Source organism: Cupriavidus sp. UYPR2.512 (genome assembly GCF_000379565.1).
Taxonomy (GTDB): Bacteria; Pseudomonadota; Gammaproteobacteria; order Burkholderiales; family Burkholderiaceae; genus Cupriavidus.
The window spans coordinates 38632-55478 of record NZ_KB903142.1; the positions used below are offsets into that span (position 1 = coordinate 38632).

The window sequence follows — 16847 nt, forward strand, 5'->3', positions numbered from 1 at the left end:
GCGCGGCGGCGGTGTCGTGGAATCACGCGGTTAGAACGCGGCGGACTTCTTGAAATCCTCGACGGCGGCACGCAGGACGGGTTCATCTTCCTTCGAGAGCAGCTTGGTCTCTTCGATGCGGTTGATGAGGTCGGCGTACTTGGTCTTCAGATGGTCGTGCAGGCCCTTCTCGAACGGCAGAATGTCCTTCACTTCCACGTTGTCGAGGAAGCCGTTGTTGGCGGCGAACAGCGACGCGGCCAGCTGCCACACCTGCTGCGGCTGGTATTGCGGCTGCTTGAGCAGTTCGGTCACGCGGCGGCCGCGCTCGAGCTGCTTGCGGGTGGCGTCGTCCAGGTCCGAGGCGAACTGCGCGAACGCAGCCAGTTCACGGTACTGGGCCAGGTCGGTACGGATACCGCCGGACAGGTTCTTCACCACCTTGGTCTGTGCAGCACCACCCACGCGCGACACCGAGATACCGGCGTTGATAGCGGGGCGGATACCGGCGTTGAACAGGTCGGTTTCCAGGAAGATCTGGCCGTCCGTGATCGAGATCACGTTGGTCGGCACGAACGCGGACACGTCGCCGGCCTGCGTTTCGATCACCGGCAGCGCAGTCAGCGAACCGGTCTTGCCCTTGACGGCACCGTTGGTGAACTTCTCGACGTAGTCTTCGTTCACGCGGGCAGCACGCTCCAGCAGGCGCGAGTGCAGGTAGAACACGTCGCCCGGGTAGGCTTCGCGGCCCGGCGGGCGGCGCAGCAGCAGCGACACCTGGCGGTAGGCCCAGGCTTGCTTGGTCAGGTCGTCATAGACGATCAGCGCGTCTTCGCCGCGGTCGCGGAAGTACTCGCCCATGGTGCAGCCGGCGTAGGCAGCCAGGTACTGCATGGCGGCCGAGTCCGAAGCGGCGGCGGCCACGACGACGGTGTATTCCATCGCGCCGTGCTCTTCCAGCTTGCGCACTACGTTGGCGATCGTCGAAGCCTTCTGGCCGATTGCCACGTACACGCAGAAGACGCCCTTGCCCTTCTGGTTGATGATGGCGTCGACAGCCACGGCGGTCTTGCCGGTCTGACGGTCGCCAATGATCAGCTCACGCTGGCCACGGCCGATCGGCACCATCGAGTCGATCGACTTCAGGCCGGTCTGCACCGGCTGGCTCACCGACTGACGTGCGATCACGCCCGGGGCCACCTTCTCGATCACGTCGAATTCCTTCGCGTTGATCGGGCCCTTGCCGTCGATCGGCTGGCCCAGCGTGTTGACCACGCGGCCCAGCAGTTCCTTGCCCACCGGCACCTGCAGAATGCGGCCGGTGCACTTGACCGTATCGCCTTCCGAGATGTGTTCGTACTCGCCCAGCACCACGGCGCCGACCGAGTCGCGCTCGAGGTTCAGCGCGAGGCCGAAGGTGTTGCCGGGGAATTCCAGCATCTCGCCCTGCATCACGCCGGACAGGCCATGCACGCGGCAGATGCCATCGGTCACGGAGATCACCGTGCCGGTATTGCGCACTTCAGCTTCAGCGCCAAGGCCCGAGATGCGGGTCTTGATCAGCTCGCTGATTTCTGAGGGGTTCAGTTGCATCACAATGCTCCTAATTCTTCAATCCGTCGGACGGCCGCTCAGGCGGCGGTCAGCGCGGTTTGCATGGCTGCCAGGCGCGCACGCACGGAGGTGTCGAGCACTTCGTCGCCAACCTTGACGCTGACGCCGCCGATCAGGGACGGGTCCACCGCCACCTGCGCGTACAGCTTGCGGCCGAACTTGCGTTCGAGTGCGGCGACGAGGTCGTTCAGCTGACCATCTTCCAGCGGGAAAGCGCTGGTGATCTCAACATCGGACGAGCCTTCGCGGGCGTTCTTGAGCGCATGGAACTGTTCGGCGATGTCGGGCATCACCGACAGGCGGCCGTTATCCACCAGCAGCTGCACGAAGCGGCGCGCTTCGTCGCTGACCGGGGACTTCAGCACCGACAGGAACAGTTCAGCCAGCTTTGCGCCGGGAACGTTCGGATCGTCGGCGACCGCCTTCATGTCGGGATTGGCAGCAACCTGCCCCATCTCCGACACCAGCTCGGACCATGCACCCAGATTGCCTGCGCTCGATTCGCTGGCGACGCGGAACAGCGCCTCAGCGTAGGGACGGGCAATGGTTGCGGTTTCAGCCATGATTAGAGCTCAGCCTTGAGTTGATTGAGCAGGTCGGCGTGGACCTGCGCGTTCACTTCACGCTTGAGGATCTGCTCGGCACCCTTGACGGCCAGCACGGCAACCTGGTCACGCAGATCTTCGCGTGCACGGGTAACCTGCTGGTCTGCTTCGGCCTTGGCCTGGGCAATGATGCGGGCGGCTTCTGCCTGGGCGTTTTGCTTGATCTCGTCCGCCGTCAGCTGGGCGCGCTTCTCGGCGTCAGCGACGCGTTGAGCACCCTCGGTGCGGGCTTCGGCCATAGCCTGGTCCACACGCTTGTTGGCGAGTTCGAGCTCGGCCTTGCCCTTCTCGGCAGCGGCGAGGCCATCGGCGATCTTCTTTGCGCGTTCGTCGAGCGCCTTCACCAGCGGCGGCCAAATGAATTTGGCAACAACCCACCACAGGATGAAGAACACGACCATCTGCGCAAAAAACGTTGCGTTCAGATTCATGGTGTGTTCCTTTCGGTAATCAAACTACAGATAAATGCGCAAGGGCGGCCAGGCTAAGTGGCCCGCGCCGCCCGTCAGCATCATGCAGACCGAAAAGAATTACTTGATGACAGCCAGCAGCGGGTTGGCGAAGGCGAACAGCATTGCAACACCCACGCCGATCAGGAATGCAGCGTCGATCAGGCCAGCCAGCAGGAACATCTTGGTTTGCAGCGGGTTCATCAGCTCAGGCTGACGTGCGCAGGCTTCGATGTACTTGCCACCCATCAGGGCGATACCCAGGCAGGCGCCGATAGCGCCCAGGCCGATGATGATGCCGATACCGATGGCGGTCAGACCCTGGATGTTGGCGAGAAATGCTTGCATGATGACTCCTTTAATTTAGAGAGACTTAGAACCAAAAAACCAAAAAACCAAAAACCGAAAATCAGTGGTGATCGTGAGCCTGGCCGATGTACACCAGCGTCAGCATCATGAAAATGAAGGCCTGGAGCAGGACGATCAGGATGTGGAAGATCGCCCATACCGTGCCAGCCACCACGTGGCCGACAAAGCCCAGCGCGGACAGGTCGGCGCTGAACGTCCAGATGGAGCCCAGCAGCGCGATCAGCAGGAACACGAGTTCGCCGGCGTACATGTTGCCGAACAACCGCATGCCGAGCGAAACCGCCTTGGCCAGGAATTCGATCAGGTTCAGGACCAGGTTGAACGGGGCCAGGTACCACTTGGCGCCGAACGGGGCCGAGAACAGTTCGTGCATGAAGCCGCCCGTGCCCTTGATCTTGAAGCTGTAGTAGATCATCAGCACCAGCACCGAGCACGACATGCCCAGCGTGCCGTTCAGGTCGGCCGTGGCCACTGCGCGGTGGTGGGGAAGATGAATGTGGAAGACGCCCAGCAGGCTGTTCAGGCCGGTGACCCAGTCGACCGGAATCAGGTCGATCGCGTTCATCATGGTGATCCAGCAGAACACCATCAGCGCCAGCGGCGCAATCCACGAACGGTCGCCGTGGATGATGCCCTTGGCCTGGTCGTCGACCATCTCGACGATCATCTCGACGAAGGCCTGGAAGCGGCCCGGCACGCCGGCAGTGACGCGGCGCGCGGCAACGTACAGGAACAGCACGGCGATGGCGCCGCACAGCACGGACCAGAACACCGTGTCGTAGTTGAGCACGGAGAAATCGACCACCGACGCTTGCTTGCCGCCGACCGAGTTCAAGTTCTGCAAGTGTTCGGCGATATAGCCGGAGGGTGTCAGCGCGTGTTCGGCGCCTTGGGTAGCATCAGACATGTCGATACGAACGGTATATTGCGAAATCTTCAGGCCGCGCGTCGCCACTATCTGGCAAACGCCCGGTACGCGTCTTGCATTGCCTTCGGCGGATTCGCCGGTCACCGCAATGCAAGCGGGGTCCAACCTTGGCCGTGTCCGGTGTCACTGCCATGAAATCCGCGGTGAAACCGTCACGAAAAACTCTTGATATTCCGTTTCGGTGCCCCACCTCCGGATGAAGCACCGTTTTCAAGCGGCTGGCCTAGCGCATCGCCAGGGCCACCACCCAATATGTCTTGAGCGCCAGCAGGAACGTGACCAGCATCGGCACCCAGCGCAGATCCCGGTACAGCACCACGACCAGCACCAGCAATGCCACCGTGCCGAAGACCTTGATCGCCTCGCCCAGCACCAGTCCGCCGACCGAAGCCCGGTCGCGCGCCAGCCACAGCCGCAAGGCGAAGAATCCGCTCGGCACGAAGCACACCATGCCGCCGAACAGCGCCGACCACCCATACGGCCCGGCCTCTTTCGCAAACAGCGCCCAGCACAGTGCCGACAGCAGGGAAACCACCACCTGCGCCAGGACAATCTTGCCCGGGGTCATCCGCGAAGGGCGCAACGCGCGCTCGCCAAACAGCGTCACCGCCTCGGCGTGCGACAACGGATCGACAGCCTCTTCCTCACGGTCTGCGCCTTCTTTCCAGTCGTCCCAGTCATCTTCCTGACGGGACCCGGCGCCTCGCTGCTGACGGTCTTGAACCACTACCTGCCTGCCTCATTCCAGGCCGGAACTTTTCGGCCCGACCAGAATTCAAACCGCACGATTTTAAGGGGAACTACTGATTCGCGTCAATCTGCTTACATTTGGCTTGCAGTGCGTTGCGCACAACGGTTGCCATCACGATGCCATGATGGCTTCACGAAAATTGCGCAGCAATAATGTTTGACGTAATTGGATTGCGCAGCGAACCCTGCGCATGATGAGGGATTACCGGGCACGCCGTACGCATGCCGGCCCTTGAACCGGCCACTGCAGCGTACACGCAACAGTCATCGCGGCAATGGCCGTTAATCGCACCGAATTGCGCACGCGACGTTACGTGCGCCTTCGCATCTTGCCTCAGGCGACCTTCTGCTTTTCAGTGGATTCGCGCAGGCGCACGAGCACGCCTTCAAGCGCGTCGTTGTCGCTGAAGTGGATGGTGAGCTGGCCCTTGCCGCGCGCGCCCAGCCTGATCTGCACCGCCAGGCCCAGCGCATCTGACAATTCTTCTTCCAGCCGTGCCACGTCGCGCACGTTGTTGGCGCCCTTCTGCTTGAGCGACTTCAGGTCGAACGGCTTGAGCGTGGACGCCACCAGCTTCTCGGTCTCGCGCACCGACAGCCGCTTGTTCACGATCTGGTTGGCCAGCGTGATCTGGTTGGCGCCGTCCACCGCCAGCAGCGCGCGCGCGTGGCCCATGTCGAGGTCGCCCGCCATCAGCATGGTCTGCACCGGCGCGGCCAGGTTCAGCAGGCGCAACAGGTTCGACACCGCGCTGCGCGAACGGCCGACTGACTCGGCCGCCTGCTCATGCGTGAAACTGAACTCGCGGATCAGGCGCATGATGCCTTGCGCTTCTTCCAGCGGGTTCAGGTCTTCGCGCTGGATGTTCTCGATCAGCGCCATCGCGGCCGCGGCTTCATCGGCCACGTCCTTGACCAGCACCGGCACCTTGTCCAGACCAGCGAGCTTGGACGCACGGAAGCGCCGCTCGCCCGCGATGATTTCATAGCGGTCAGGCTCGGCCACGCGGCGCACCAGGATCGGCTGCATCAGGCCCTGCGCGCGGATGCTGGCGGCGAGCTCCTGCAGCGCACCTTCATCCATGCGCGTGCGCGGCTGGTACTTGCCCGGCTGCAACTGGGTCAGGCGCAGCACGGTGGGCGCCCCCTCCTGCTTCACCGATTCAACGATTTCGGCCGGCCCGCCCAGCAGCGCCTCGAGACCGCGGCCCAGGCCTTTTTTCTTTGCAGTGCTCATGCTTGCCCTCTCCTTCAGCCCAGCTGCCTGACGCGCGCGATCATCTCTGCGCCGAAATCCAGGTACGCTTTTGCGCCCTTCGATGACGGATCGAACGCCACGCCCGGCATGCCATAGGACGGCGCCTCTGCCAGCCGCACATTGCGCGGGATCAGGGTCTTGAAGACCTTTTCACCGAAGTGCGATTCCAGCTGCGCCGACACCTGCTGCTGAAGCGTGACGCGCGGATCGAACATGACGCGCAGCAGGCCGATCACCTGCAGGTCGCGGTTCAGGTTGGCGTGCACCTGCTTGATGGTATTGACCAGGTCTGACAGCCCTTCCAGCGCGAAGTACTCGCACTGCATCGGCACGATCACGCCGTGCGCGGCGCACAGGCCGTTCAGCGTCAGCAGCGACAACGACGGCGGGCAGTCGATCAGCACGAAGTCATATTCGTCGTTGACCTCTTCGATGGCCTGCCTGAGGCGGCGTTCGCGCTGGTCCAGCTCGACCAGTTCCACTTCCGCGCCGGCCAGTTCGCGGTTGGCGGGCAGCACGTCGTACCTGCCGGTCTCGGAACGCTGGCGCGCCAGCTTGATGCTGGCCAGGCCGACCAGCACCTGGTACACGCTGTGCTCCAGCGCCTGCTTGTCGATGCCCGAACCCATCGAGGCATTGCCCTGCGGGTCCAGGTCGACCAGCAGCACGCGCTGGTCCTGCGCGGCCAGGCCGGCGGCGAGGTTCACCGTGGTGGTGGTCTTGCCTACCCCGCCCTTCTGGTTTGCAATCACGAATACCTTGGCCATAAGCTACTGAGGCTCCTGCTTCAATTCATCCGGCCAGCGCGGGGCTGGCAGTTCGCGGCGCTGCGTGCAGCGCCGCGGCGTACGTCATGCGTGGGCGCTTGCGCGCCGCGACAGCACCACCAGGTGGCGCTCGGCATCCAGCCCGGGCACGGTGATGCGGGGCACCGCATCGACCTGCCATTGCGCCATCAGCCCGGCAGCTTCCATGCGGTCCAACTCGGCCTGAGGATAAACACCCTTCATGGCGATCAGCTTGCCGTGCGGTGCAAGAAGCTGGCCCGACAGGTTCACGAAGTCGGTCAGCTCGGCAAACGCGCGCGAGGTGATCACGGCAAAGCCATCGTTATCGTCCAGCTTTTCCACCGGCCCCCAATGTGCCGCGGCATTGGAGAGCCCGAGTTGCGCACGGCACTGGGTCAGAAAGGCGGTCTTCTTCTGCACAATGTCCACCATCAGCACCGACACGTCGGGACAGGCGATGGCCAGCGGCAGGCCGGGCATGCCGCCGCCCGAGCCCACGTCCAGTACCCTGCCCTGCGCCGGCGTCCCTACCTCTGCGGCGCGCGCGGCTTCGGCCAGTGCCGGCACGGCGGCGAGCGAGTCCAGCATGTGATGCGTAAGCATCTCATCGGGGTGGCGGATTGCGGTCAGGTTGTAGACGCCGTTCCACTTGCGCAGCAGCGCCAGGTAGGCAAACAAGGTGTCGATCTGGGCCGGCGCCAGCGCCAGCCCGATCTCGGCCAGACCGGCTTCAAGGCGACGGCGCTGCGTCGCGTCGTCGGTCATGGTGTGTCGCGGAGCGGGCACTCAGGCGGCCTCTTCGGAGTTGCCGGAAGGTGCGCCCGATTCTGCGCGCGCGCGCCCCAGCCCCTTCTTCTTCAGGTGCACCAGCAGCAGCGAGATCGCGGCCGGCGTCACGCCGGAAATGCGCGAGGCCTGGCCCAGCGTTTCCGGACGATGCTGGTTCAGCTTCTGGCTGACCTCGAAGCCCAGGCCACGCACTTCGGTGTAGTCCAGCCCTTCCGGCAGGCGCGTCGACTCATTGGCTTCCAGCTTGTCGACCTCCGCTGCCTGGCGAGCGATATAGCCGTGGTACTTGATGCCGATCTCGATCTGCTCGCGGATTTGCTCTGCCAGCATCGGCTCGGCGTCCAGCGGCGTTCCCGGGGCATGTCGGCCGCCCTGCAGCGCCATCAGTGCTTCATAGCGGACTTCTGGCCGGCGCAGCAGATCGGCCAGGCTGTACTCGCGCTCGATCGGCTTGCCCAGCAGCGGCACGGCATCTTCCGCTGGCAGCATGGCCGGGTTGACCCATGTGCTCTTCAGGCGCTCTGTTTCACGTGAAACAGCGTCGCGCTTGCGATTGAAGGCATCCCAGCGTGCGTCGTCGACCACGCCCAGTTCACGGCCGACCTCAGTCAGGCGCATATCGGCATTGTCTTCCCGCAGGCTCAGGCGAAATTCCGCGCGGCTGGTGAACATGCGGTACGGCTCAGTCACACCGCGGGTAATCAGGTCGTCGACCAGCACGCCCAGGTAGGCCTGGTCGCGGCGCGGCGTCCACGCATCGCGTTCGCGCACATAACAGCCAGCGTTGATGCCGGCCAGCAGGCCCTGCGCGGCGGCTTCTTCATAGCCGGTGGTGCCGTTAATCTGTCCCGCAAAGAACAGACCGCGGATGGCCTTGCTCTCCAGCGATGCCTTCAGCCCGCGTGGGTCGAAGTAGTCATACTCGATCGCATAGCCGGGGCGCAGGATATGCGCGTTCTCCATCCCGCGGATCGAGTGCACCAGTTCCAGCTGCACGTCGAACGGCAGGCTGGTCGAGATCCCGTTGGGGTAGAACTCGTTGGTGGTCAGGCCTTCGGGCTCCAGGAAGATCTGGTGACTTTCCTTGCTGGCAAAGCGATGGATCTTGTCCTCGATGCTGGGGCAGTAACGCGGCCCTACCCCTTCAATCACGCCGGTGTACATCGGCGAGCGGTCCAGCCCGCCACGGATGATGTCGTGGGTACGGCTGTTGGTATGGGTGATCCAGCACGGCAGCTGTTGCGGGTGCTGCTCCGGACGGCCCAGGAAGGAGAACACCGGCACCGGATTCAGGTCGCCAGGCTGCTCTTCCATCACCGAGAAATCGATGGTGCGCCCGTCAATACGCGGCGGCGTTCCGGTCTTCAGGCGGCCTTGCGGCAGCTTCAGGTCCTTCAGGCGCGCCGACAGCGACACGGCTGCCGGGTCGCCGGCACGGCCGCCGGTGTAGTTATCCAGCCCGACGTGGATCTTGCCGTCCAGGAAGGTACCGGCGGTCAGCACCACTGCGCGGGCGCGGAAGGCGATGCCCACCTGCGTCATCGCGCCGACTACGCGGTCGCCCTCCACCATCAGGTCGTCCACCGCCTGCTGGAATAGCATCAGGTTCGGCTGGTTCTCCAGCCTTGTGCGGATCGCCTTGCGGTACAGCACGCGATCCGCCTGGGCGCGCGTGGCGCGTACAGCCGGGCCCTTGCTGGAGTTCAGGATGCGGAACTGGATGCCGGACTCGTCCGTCGCGGCGGCCATGGCACCGCCCATGGCGTCCACTTCCTTGACCAGGTGCCCCTTGCCGATGCCCCCGATGGACGGGTTGCAGCTCATCTGGCCCAGCGTCTCGATGTTGTGAGTCAGCAGCAGCGTCTGGCAGCCCATACGGGCCGCGGCAAGTGCAGCTTCAGTGCCGGCATGGCCACCGCCGACGACGATGACATCGAATTCTTTTGGGTAAAGCATGGGACACCTCCTCCGGGAGGCTGGCGGGAAATACGGGAATGCGAAATTATAGCGGCAATCGACTAGCCGCTTTCCGACGGTAACCATGTTTCACGTGAAACATGGCGTTGACGATACCTGGCAAGTCGCTCGAAAGCGACGTTATGTTCCACGTGAAACAAAAAGGCCGGGCACATGGCCCGGCTGGATGTTTCACGTGGAACAAGCGCCTCAGAGCTGCGCGCGGATATAGCCGGCAACCTGCTCGGTCAGCTTGCCAAGATCGCGCTGCAAGGTGGCGAACCCGGCATTGCGCTCGCGGCTCACCTCGTCCATATACAGCGGCCGCCGGATCTCGATCTGCAGGCTATTGCGCCGCTCGGCCGGCCGGCCGATCTGCGCGATCAGCTGCACGCCCTTGTACGGGTCGTTGCGCGCCACCGTGTAACCCATGTCGCGCAGTTCCCGTTCGACCAGGTCGACCAGCCCCGGCTCGCAGGTGGTGCCATCCCGGTCGCCCAGCACAAAGTCCGCCAGCGGGTGCGGGCTGGCGATCTTGAGCCGCTCGTAGGCATTGTTGGGCATGGAGTGCAGGTTCAGGTGCCAGAGCGCGCCAAAGCGCTGGTGGGCACCCTCCACAGCCTCGGCCAGCGCCGCATGGTACGGCCGGTAGTAGCGGTCGATGCGGGCCTGCACTTCCGCCACGGACAGGCGGCGGTCATAGATCGGCGTGCTGGCGTCGACCCGGCTCCAGATCAGGCCGTAGCCCAGCTGCGTCTTCGGCCCCGGGACTAGCGCCGTCGGCCAGGTGCCGTCGAGCTGGGCCGGATCGATGTCGTCGGGCATCCGGTTCGGGTCGATATAGACCCGTGGGAAGGTGGCCGCCAGCAGCGTACCGCCTGCTGCGGGCACGGCCTCCCACAAGGCATCGACGTGGGTATCCTCGCCGCCACGCAGGCGCGCGGCCGGGATCGCCGCACCGAAGTCAGCCGGGTACGCGGTACCGCTGTGCGGCGAGTCGCATACCAGCGGCAGCGCCTCCCCTTCCGGCAGCCGCACGATCACCGGCGGCAATGCAGCGCCTTGGTTGATTGCTTCCGCCATGCCTCAGTCCAGCTTGATATCGGCAGCCTTGGCCACGCGGGCGTAGCGCGCCATCGCCTGCTGGATCTGCGCCTTGAACTGCTCCGGCGTAGTCGGCACCAGCGTGCCGCCGGATTCTTCCACCTTGCGCTTGAACTCGGGGTTCTGCATGGCCTTGTGGATCGCCTGGTTCAGCCTGGCGACGATGGCGGGCGGCGTGTTCGCAGGCGCGACAATGCCGAACCAGCCGCCATCGCCCATGTCCTTGAAGCCCAGTTCGGAATAGGTCGGCACGTTGGGCAACTGCGCCGAGCGCCCCCCGCCCAGCACCGCCAGCGCGCGCAGCCTGCCCGCTTTCACGTGGGGCAGCGTCGACGAGAGGTTGTCGGTGATGGCATTGACCTGCCCTGCCACGGCGTCGTTCAGCGCCAGCCCGGCGCCCTTGTATGGCACGTGCAGCAGGTCGATCTTGGCCAGCATCATGAAGTTCTCGATGTTGACGTGGCCCAGCGACCCGGCCCCCGGCGAGGCAAAGCTGTACTTGCCCGGGTTGGCCCTGGCCAGCGCGATGAACTCCTGCATGGTCTTGGCCGGCACGCTGGGGTGCACCGCGAACACGCTGGGAATCGCCACCACGTTGGTGACCGGGGCAAAGTCCTTGATCGGGTCGTATTTGAGCTTGGGGTATACGGCGGGGTTGGACCCGTGCGTGCTGACCGTGGCCATGCCGATGGTGTAGCCATCGGGCGCGGCGCTGGCCACCTGCTCCATGCCCAGCGAGCCGCCGGCGCCACCCTTGTTCTCGACCACGATCGACTGACCCAGCTCGCGGCCGGCAAACTCTGACACCAGGCGCGCCGACAGATCGGTGGAGCCGCCCGCCGCGAACGGCACGATCAGGCGGATCGGGCGCGTCGGGTAGTTGGCTTGCGCGAAAGCGCTGCCGGCAAAGGCCAGCGTGGCAGCGGCGGCGGCACCGGACAGCAGCAACTGGCGGCGGGACATCCTGGCTCGGATCATGGGTTTTCTCCTGTTGGTTTTGTGCATGAACCGGGCGAGTGTCAGCCGTTTACCGGGCGGGCACAAACGACTATATTGCACGTTCGCATTACCAAAGATCATCCTGCAGCGGCCGCTCCGGCAGCCGCCCCGCCCTTCCTCCCCTCCCCCGCCATGCGGCTGCATTCCCCATCGATGTCCGAGTTGCACGCCTTTGCCACCGTGGCACGGCTGGGCAGCTTTACGCGTGCAGCGGACGAACTGTGCGTGACACAGGGTGCCATCAGCCGCGCCATCGCGCGGCTGGAAGCGCATTTCGGGCAGCCGCTGCTACAGCGCAATGCCCACCGGCTGCTGCTGACCGATGCCGGCCGGCAATTGCTTGACGCCGTGGCCGAGCCGCTGGCCGCGATCGAGCACGCCAGCGCCGCCCTGCGCGCCGGCGACCGCCGGCACCACCTGACACTGTCCGTCGTGCCCACGCTGGCCAGCGTCTGGCTGGTGCCGCGCCTGCCGGACTTCCATCGCCGCCATCCGGAAATACGGCTGGACTTCGTCCCGTACCAGCGCGACGAGGATCTCTCCGGCCCCTCCCCCGACGCCGCCATCCTGGCAGGTGAAGCCGGCAAGTGGCCCGCCCTGCAGGCCGACTATGTGGTGGGACGAGAAATGGTGCCGGTCTGCCATCCGGACCGCGCCCGGGCACGGCGCGAGGCCGGCCGCTGGCAGTCTCCCGCGGAGCTGCTGGACGAGCCCCTGCTCTACCACACCACCGCGCCGGCGAACTGGCAAAACTGGCTGCAGGCGGCCGGCGTACCCAACGCTGCGCCAAGGTTATCCACAGCGTTCGACCAGGTCTCGATCCTGATCCAGGCGGTGCGCGCCGACATTGGCGTCGCCGTGCTGCAGCGCTGCCTGGTGCGCGACGAAATTGCCGCCGGACGCGTAACGGCGCCGTTTGACCTGCCAATTACGCTGCAACGGGGCTATTTCCTGTGTGCGCCGAAGGAACGGCGCGACCATCCGGCGCTGAACTGCTTCCGGGATTGGCTGCTGGAGACCGCAGCGAAGGATATGGGCAGCGCTATCAACACTTTATTCACGGCATAACTTACACAACCTGAATTTTGCAGATGCAAATTCACCTGATACATAATATCGCGCAGATTATTATTGGAATGGATGTTATCCGTTAGGCTTGATAGCCACCAATCACTCCCATGGATATTTGCGTACCTACATCAGCGCACCGGTAGCGATATCAGTCCAAAGCGCCTCTGAATTGGGTTATCCCCAAAGTTATTCACACCACCAATAGAAAAGGGCCTGCATCCGCAGGCCCTCATTCCTCTGGCGAAAACCGAGCGGATCAAGCCGCCTTTTTTGCCAGTCCAAGATAGGTTTCGATCACCTTCGGATTCGCCGCCAGCTCGTCGGCCGGACCTTCCATTGCCATATCCCCGGTCTCGATCACATAGCCGTAGTCCGCCACCTGCAGCGCGGCGCGTGCGTTCTGCTCGATCAGCAGCGTGGCCACGCCGGTCTGGCGCAGGTTGCTGATGATGTGGAAGATCTCCTTCACGATCAGCGGTGCCAGGCCAAGGCTGGGCTCGTCCAGCATCAGCAACTGCGGCTTGGCCATCAGCGCGCGGCCCACCGCCAGCATCTGGCGCTCGCCCCCGGAGAGCGTGCCGGCGTCCTGGCGGGCGCGCTCGCGCAGGCGCGGGAACAGGTCGTAGACCACGTCCATCTGGTCCAGGTAGTTCTTCTCGCCGGCGCGCTTGCGGCGGAATGCGCCCAGCTGCAGGTTGTCCTCTACCGTCATCGACGCAAACAGCTCGCGCTTTTCCGGCACCAGGCACATGCCGCGCGCAACGCGCCCCTCCACCGGGATGCCGGCCATGTCGTGGCCAAGGTAGCTCACCGAGCCGCTCGACGACCCCGTCACCGGCAGCGCACCCATGATCGCATTGAGCATGGTCGACTTGCCGGCGCCGTTGGGGCCGATTACCGTGACGATCTTGCCGGCCTCCACCTTCAGGTTGGCGCCGTGCACCGCTTCCACCTTGCCGTAGCGGACGTGGAGGTCCTTCACTTCGAGAATCAGGCTCATGTCCGGTCCTTACTCCACGCCACCCAGATAGGCTTCCAGCACCGCGGGGTTCTTCTGCACTTCCTCGGGCACACCCTCTGCAATGCGCGTGCCGAATTCCATCACCACCAGCCGGTCGGTCAGGTTCATCACGAAGTCCATGTCGTGCTCGACCAGCAGCACGCTCATGCCCTCGCCCTTTAGCTTGCGCAGCAGCTCGGCCAGCGCCTGCTTCTCCTTGTAGCGCAGGCCCGCTGCCGGCTCGTCGAGCAAGAGCAGCGCCGGGTCGCAGCAAAGTGCACGCGCGATTTCAAGAATCCGCTGCTGGCCCAGCGCGAGGCTGCCGGCTTCCATGTACATGCAATCGGCCAGGCCCACGCGCTCAAGCTGGCGCTTCGCTTCGAACAGCAGCTTCTCTTCCTCGGCCTTGTTCATGCGCAGGATCGCGGCCGAGACGCCGCCCTGGGCGCGGAAATCGCCGCGCAGGTGCGCGCCGATGGCCACGTTCTCCAGCACCGTCATGGTCGGCAGCAGGTGCACGTGCTGGAAGGTGCGGCCGATGCCGCGCTTGACGATCTCGCGCGACGGCAGGCCCGAGATCACCTCGCCGCGGTAGCGCACCTCGCCACGCGTGACCGGCAGCACGCCCGTCACGAGGTTGAAGGTCGTGGACTTGCCCGCGCCGTTGGGACCGATCAGCCCGATGATCTCGCCCGCGCGCACGTGGAAGCTGACGTCGTTGACCGCCACCAGCCCGCCGAACTCCTTGCGTGCCGCGCGCACATCCAGGATCAGGTCGCCGGCCTCCGGCTTCTGGCGCACGGCCAGGGCCTCGGCCTGCGCCGGTGCCAGTACCGGCGGGCCCGAAGGAACCAGACGCCGCAGGAACGGCCAGATGCCATCGCGCGCATATTGCAGCAGCAATACCAGCAGCACGCCGAAGACGATGATCTCGAAGTTGCCGTTGGCACCGAGCAGCCTGGGCAGCACGCCCTGCAGCACATCCTTCAGGATGGTCAGGATGCCCGCGCCCAGCACCGCGCCCCACACATGGCCCACGCCGCCGACCACGGCCATGAACAGGTACTCGATGCCGTAGTTCAGGCCAAACGGCGTCGGATTCACCGCGCGCTGCAGGTGCGCGTACAGGAAGCCCGACACGCACGCCAGGACCGCCGCCACCACGAAGATCACCACCTTCATCCACGCGGTGTTCACACCCATGGCCTCGGCCATCACGCCGCCGCCCTTGAGCGCGCGGATGGCGCGGCCAGGGCGCGAGTTCAGCAGGTTCTGCATCGCCAGCACCGCCAGCAGCACCACCGCCCAGATCAGGTAGAACATCGAGCGGCCGGACTGCAGCTCGATGCCGAACAACGACAGCACCGGGATCCCGTTCAGGCCGTCATACTTGCCCAGGAACTCCAGGTTGCCGAACAGGAAGAACAGCGACAGGCCCCAGGCAATGGTCGCCAGCGGCAGGTAGTGGCCGGACATTCGCATCGTGATCAGCCCGATCACATAGGCCGATGCCATCGTGATCACCAGCCCCACCAGCAGCCCGAACCAGGGCGACAGCCCGAACTGCGTGGTCAGGTACGCGGTGCTGTACGCGCCCAGCCCCACGAACGCGGCCTGCCCGAACGAGGTCATGCCGCCCACCCCGGTCAGCAGCACCAGCCCGATCGCCACGATGCTGTACAGGCCGATGTAGTTGCCCAGCGTGATCCAGAATTCCGGCGTCGGCAGCGCCGGCAGCAACACCAGCACCACAATGAAAGCCAGCACCAATACCCGGTTGCGGTTCAGCCGCGCACGGCTGCCTGCCTCGGCACTGGTCACCGCCGCCTGCTTGTCGGTCAGCATGGTCATGGCTTATTCCTCCTCCTCGACATGCTTGCTCGTCAGCGAGCGCCACAGCAGCACCGGAATGATCAGTGTGAAGACGATGACCTCCTTGAACGCGCTGGCCCAGAAGGACGAATAGGATTCGAGCAGCCCCACCAGCAGCGCACCCAGCGCCGCCACGGGGTAGCTCACCAGCCCGCCGACGATGGCGCCGACAAAGCCCTTCAGGCCCACCAGGAAGCCCGACTCGTAGTACACGGTCGTCAGCGGCGCGATCAGGATGCCGCACAGCGCACCCATCGCTGCGGCCAGCGTGAACGACAGGCGCCCCGCCTGCGTGGTGCCGATACCGACCAGGCGCGCGCCCAGCCGGTTCACCGCGGTCGCGCGCAGCGCCTTGCCCTGCAGCGTGCGCTCGAAATAGAAGTACAGCGCGGCGATCAGCAGCGCCGACGCGCCCACGATCCACAGGCTCTGGCCCGAGATGCTGAGCGCCCCCACGTCGAAGCGCGCATCCGAGAACGCATTGGTGCGCGAGCCCTCCGCGCCGAACATCACCAGGCCCAGCCCCACCAGCGCAAAGTGCACGCCGACCGAGACGATCAGCAGCACCAGCGTGCTGGCTTCGGCGAGCGGCTGGTAGGCCAGCCGGTACAGCATCGGCCCCAGCGGGATGATGATCAGCAGCGTCAGCGCGATCTGCGCCAGCATCGGCAGCGGCTGCGCGCCGTACTGCTGCGCCAGCCAGTGCACCGCGAGCGGGAATACCAGGTACTTGCCGGCCAGCACCGCCAGCCGCTGGCCCAGTGTGCGGCGCAACTCGGCGCTGCGCAGCACCGTGACGGTTTCATAGAGGAAGGTCAGCGCCCCCATCGCCAGCAGCAGCCAGCTGGTCTGCGGCGCGTGCCCGGCCTGCATCGCCGCCAGCGTCAGCGCACCGTAGGCAACAAACTCCCCTTGCGGGATGAAGATGACCCGGGTCACCGAGAACACCAGCACCAGGGCCAGTGCCAGCAGCGCGTAGATCGCGCCCGAGGTGATGCCGTCCTGGGCCAGGATGGCGGCGATTGATAAGTCCATTGTCTCCCCGTCTTTTGGAAATACCTGCCTGCGTCATATGGGGGCCGACAGGGTGCTATGTGCTTTGGGATTTACGCAATAGTAAACGGATTGCTTAATGTGGAAATACAGGCAAGCCCTAACGGGAGGCGTATGGTTTGGGGGTGGGTGATTCGCTTTGTTGCTATGCGGTTGGTTGTCGGGCTTGGCGGGCGTGGGCTGTTTCGCCGGCGTAGCCGGCGAGTCACTTTTTGTCCGAGCGACAAAAAGTAACCAAAAAACGCGTCGCCTGAGCGGCTGGC

At 64.7% G+C, this 16847-nt stretch carries 16 protein-coding genes; 1 reads left to right on the forward strand and 15 read right to left on the reverse strand.

The features are described from left to right. Positions 1-30 precede the first annotated feature (30 nt). The 12 genes from atpA to A3A5_RS0123720 all read right to left on the reverse strand — a co-directional run bounded on the left by atpA (position 31) and on the right by A3A5_RS0123720 (position 11567). Positions 31-1572, reverse strand: a complete 1542-nt coding sequence (gene atpA, locus A3A5_RS0123665) for a F0F1 ATP synthase subunit alpha (RefSeq protein ID WP_018312972.1) — start codon at positions 1570-1572, stop codon at positions 31-33. Between the two features lie 38 nt (positions 1573-1610). Further along, entirely contained in the window at positions 1611-2156 is a 546-nt protein-coding gene (locus A3A5_RS0123670; RefSeq protein WP_018312973.1) for a F0F1 ATP synthase subunit delta, read from the reverse strand. Positions 2157-2158: 2 nt separating this feature from the next. Then, complete coding sequence (locus A3A5_RS0123675; protein ID WP_018312974.1) at positions 2159-2629, reverse strand: F0F1 ATP synthase subunit B; 471 nt, start codon at positions 2627-2629, stop codon at positions 2159-2161. Positions 2630-2728: 99 nt separating this feature from the next. Continuing rightward, positions 2729-2995 (reverse strand): F0F1 ATP synthase subunit C, encoded by a 267-nt coding sequence (atpE, locus tag A3A5_RS0123680; protein ID WP_013958389.1) that lies wholly within the window; start codon positions 2993-2995, stop codon positions 2729-2731. 61 nt (positions 2996-3056) lie between these two features. Beyond that, a complete protein-coding gene (gene atpB, locus A3A5_RS0123685; protein ID WP_026201048.1) occupies positions 3057-3923 on the reverse strand; it encodes a F0F1 ATP synthase subunit A in 867 nt (288 codons plus the stop codon). 244 nt (positions 3924-4167) lie between these two features. Further along, positions 4168-4671 carry an ATP synthase subunit I gene (locus A3A5_RS0123690; RefSeq protein ID WP_026201049.1) on the reverse strand — a complete coding sequence of 168 codons (504 nt, stop codon included), beginning with the start codon at positions 4669-4671 and terminating at the stop codon, positions 4168-4170. A gap of 357 nt (positions 4672-5028) precedes the next feature. After that, positions 5029-5931, reverse strand: coding sequence for a ParB/RepB/Spo0J family partition protein (locus A3A5_RS0123695; protein WP_018312977.1), 903 nt, complete (start codon positions 5929-5931; stop codon positions 5029-5031). Positions 5932-5945: 14 nt separating this feature from the next. After that, positions 5946-6719: a ParA family protein gene (locus tag A3A5_RS0123700; protein WP_018312978.1), complete on the reverse strand. Its 774-nt coding sequence runs from the start codon at positions 6717-6719 to the stop codon at positions 5946-5948. 84 nt (positions 6720-6803) lie between these two features. Continuing rightward, positions 6804-7505, reverse strand: a complete 702-nt coding sequence (gene rsmG / locus A3A5_RS0123705) for a 16S rRNA (guanine(527)-N(7))-methyltransferase RsmG (RefSeq protein WP_018312979.1) — start codon at positions 7503-7505, stop codon at positions 6804-6806. A 21-nt stretch (positions 7506-7526) separates the two neighbouring features. Next, on the reverse strand, positions 7527-9485 hold the full coding sequence (mnmG, locus tag A3A5_RS0123710; protein ID WP_018312980.1) for a tRNA uridine-5-carboxymethylaminomethyl(34) synthesis enzyme MnmG: 1959 nt from the start codon (positions 9483-9485) through the stop codon (positions 7527-7529). Positions 9486-9695: 210 nt separating this feature from the next. After that, entirely contained in the window at positions 9696-10568 is an 873-nt protein-coding gene (locus A3A5_RS0123715; RefSeq protein ID WP_018312981.1) for an N-formylglutamate amidohydrolase, read from the reverse strand. Positions 10569-10571: 3 nt separating this feature from the next. After that, positions 10572-11567 (reverse strand): tripartite tricarboxylate transporter substrate binding protein BugE, encoded by a 996-nt coding sequence (locus A3A5_RS0123720; protein WP_026201050.1) that lies wholly within the window; start codon positions 11565-11567, stop codon positions 10572-10574. A gap of 153 nt (positions 11568-11720) precedes the next feature. Here A3A5_RS0123720 and A3A5_RS0123725 point away from each other — a divergent pair, with 153 nt between their 5' ends. Then, complete coding sequence (locus tag A3A5_RS0123725) at positions 11721-12656, forward strand: LysR substrate-binding domain-containing protein (RefSeq protein WP_026201051.1); 936 nt, start codon at positions 11721-11723, stop codon at positions 12654-12656. 259 nt (positions 12657-12915) lie between these two features. Here A3A5_RS0123725 and A3A5_RS0123730 read toward each other — a convergent pair whose 3' ends face one another. Genes A3A5_RS0123730 through A3A5_RS0123740 form a run of 3 tightly spaced genes read right to left on the reverse strand, consistent with a single transcriptional unit; the run spans position 12916 to position 16566 of the window. Then, positions 12916-13659: an ABC transporter ATP-binding protein gene (locus tag A3A5_RS0123730; protein WP_018312984.1), complete on the reverse strand. Its 744-nt coding sequence runs from the start codon at positions 13657-13659 to the stop codon at positions 12916-12918. Between the two features lie 9 nt (positions 13660-13668). Further along, complete coding sequence (locus tag A3A5_RS0123735) at positions 13669-15510, reverse strand: ATP-binding cassette domain-containing protein (RefSeq protein ID WP_018312985.1); 1842 nt, start codon at positions 15508-15510, stop codon at positions 13669-13671. Between the two features lie 3 nt (positions 15511-15513). Continuing rightward, positions 15514-16566, reverse strand: a complete 1053-nt coding sequence (locus tag A3A5_RS0123740) for a branched-chain amino acid ABC transporter permease (protein WP_018312986.1) — start codon at positions 16564-16566, stop codon at positions 15514-15516. Between the last annotated feature and the right edge of the window lie 281 nt (positions 16567-16847).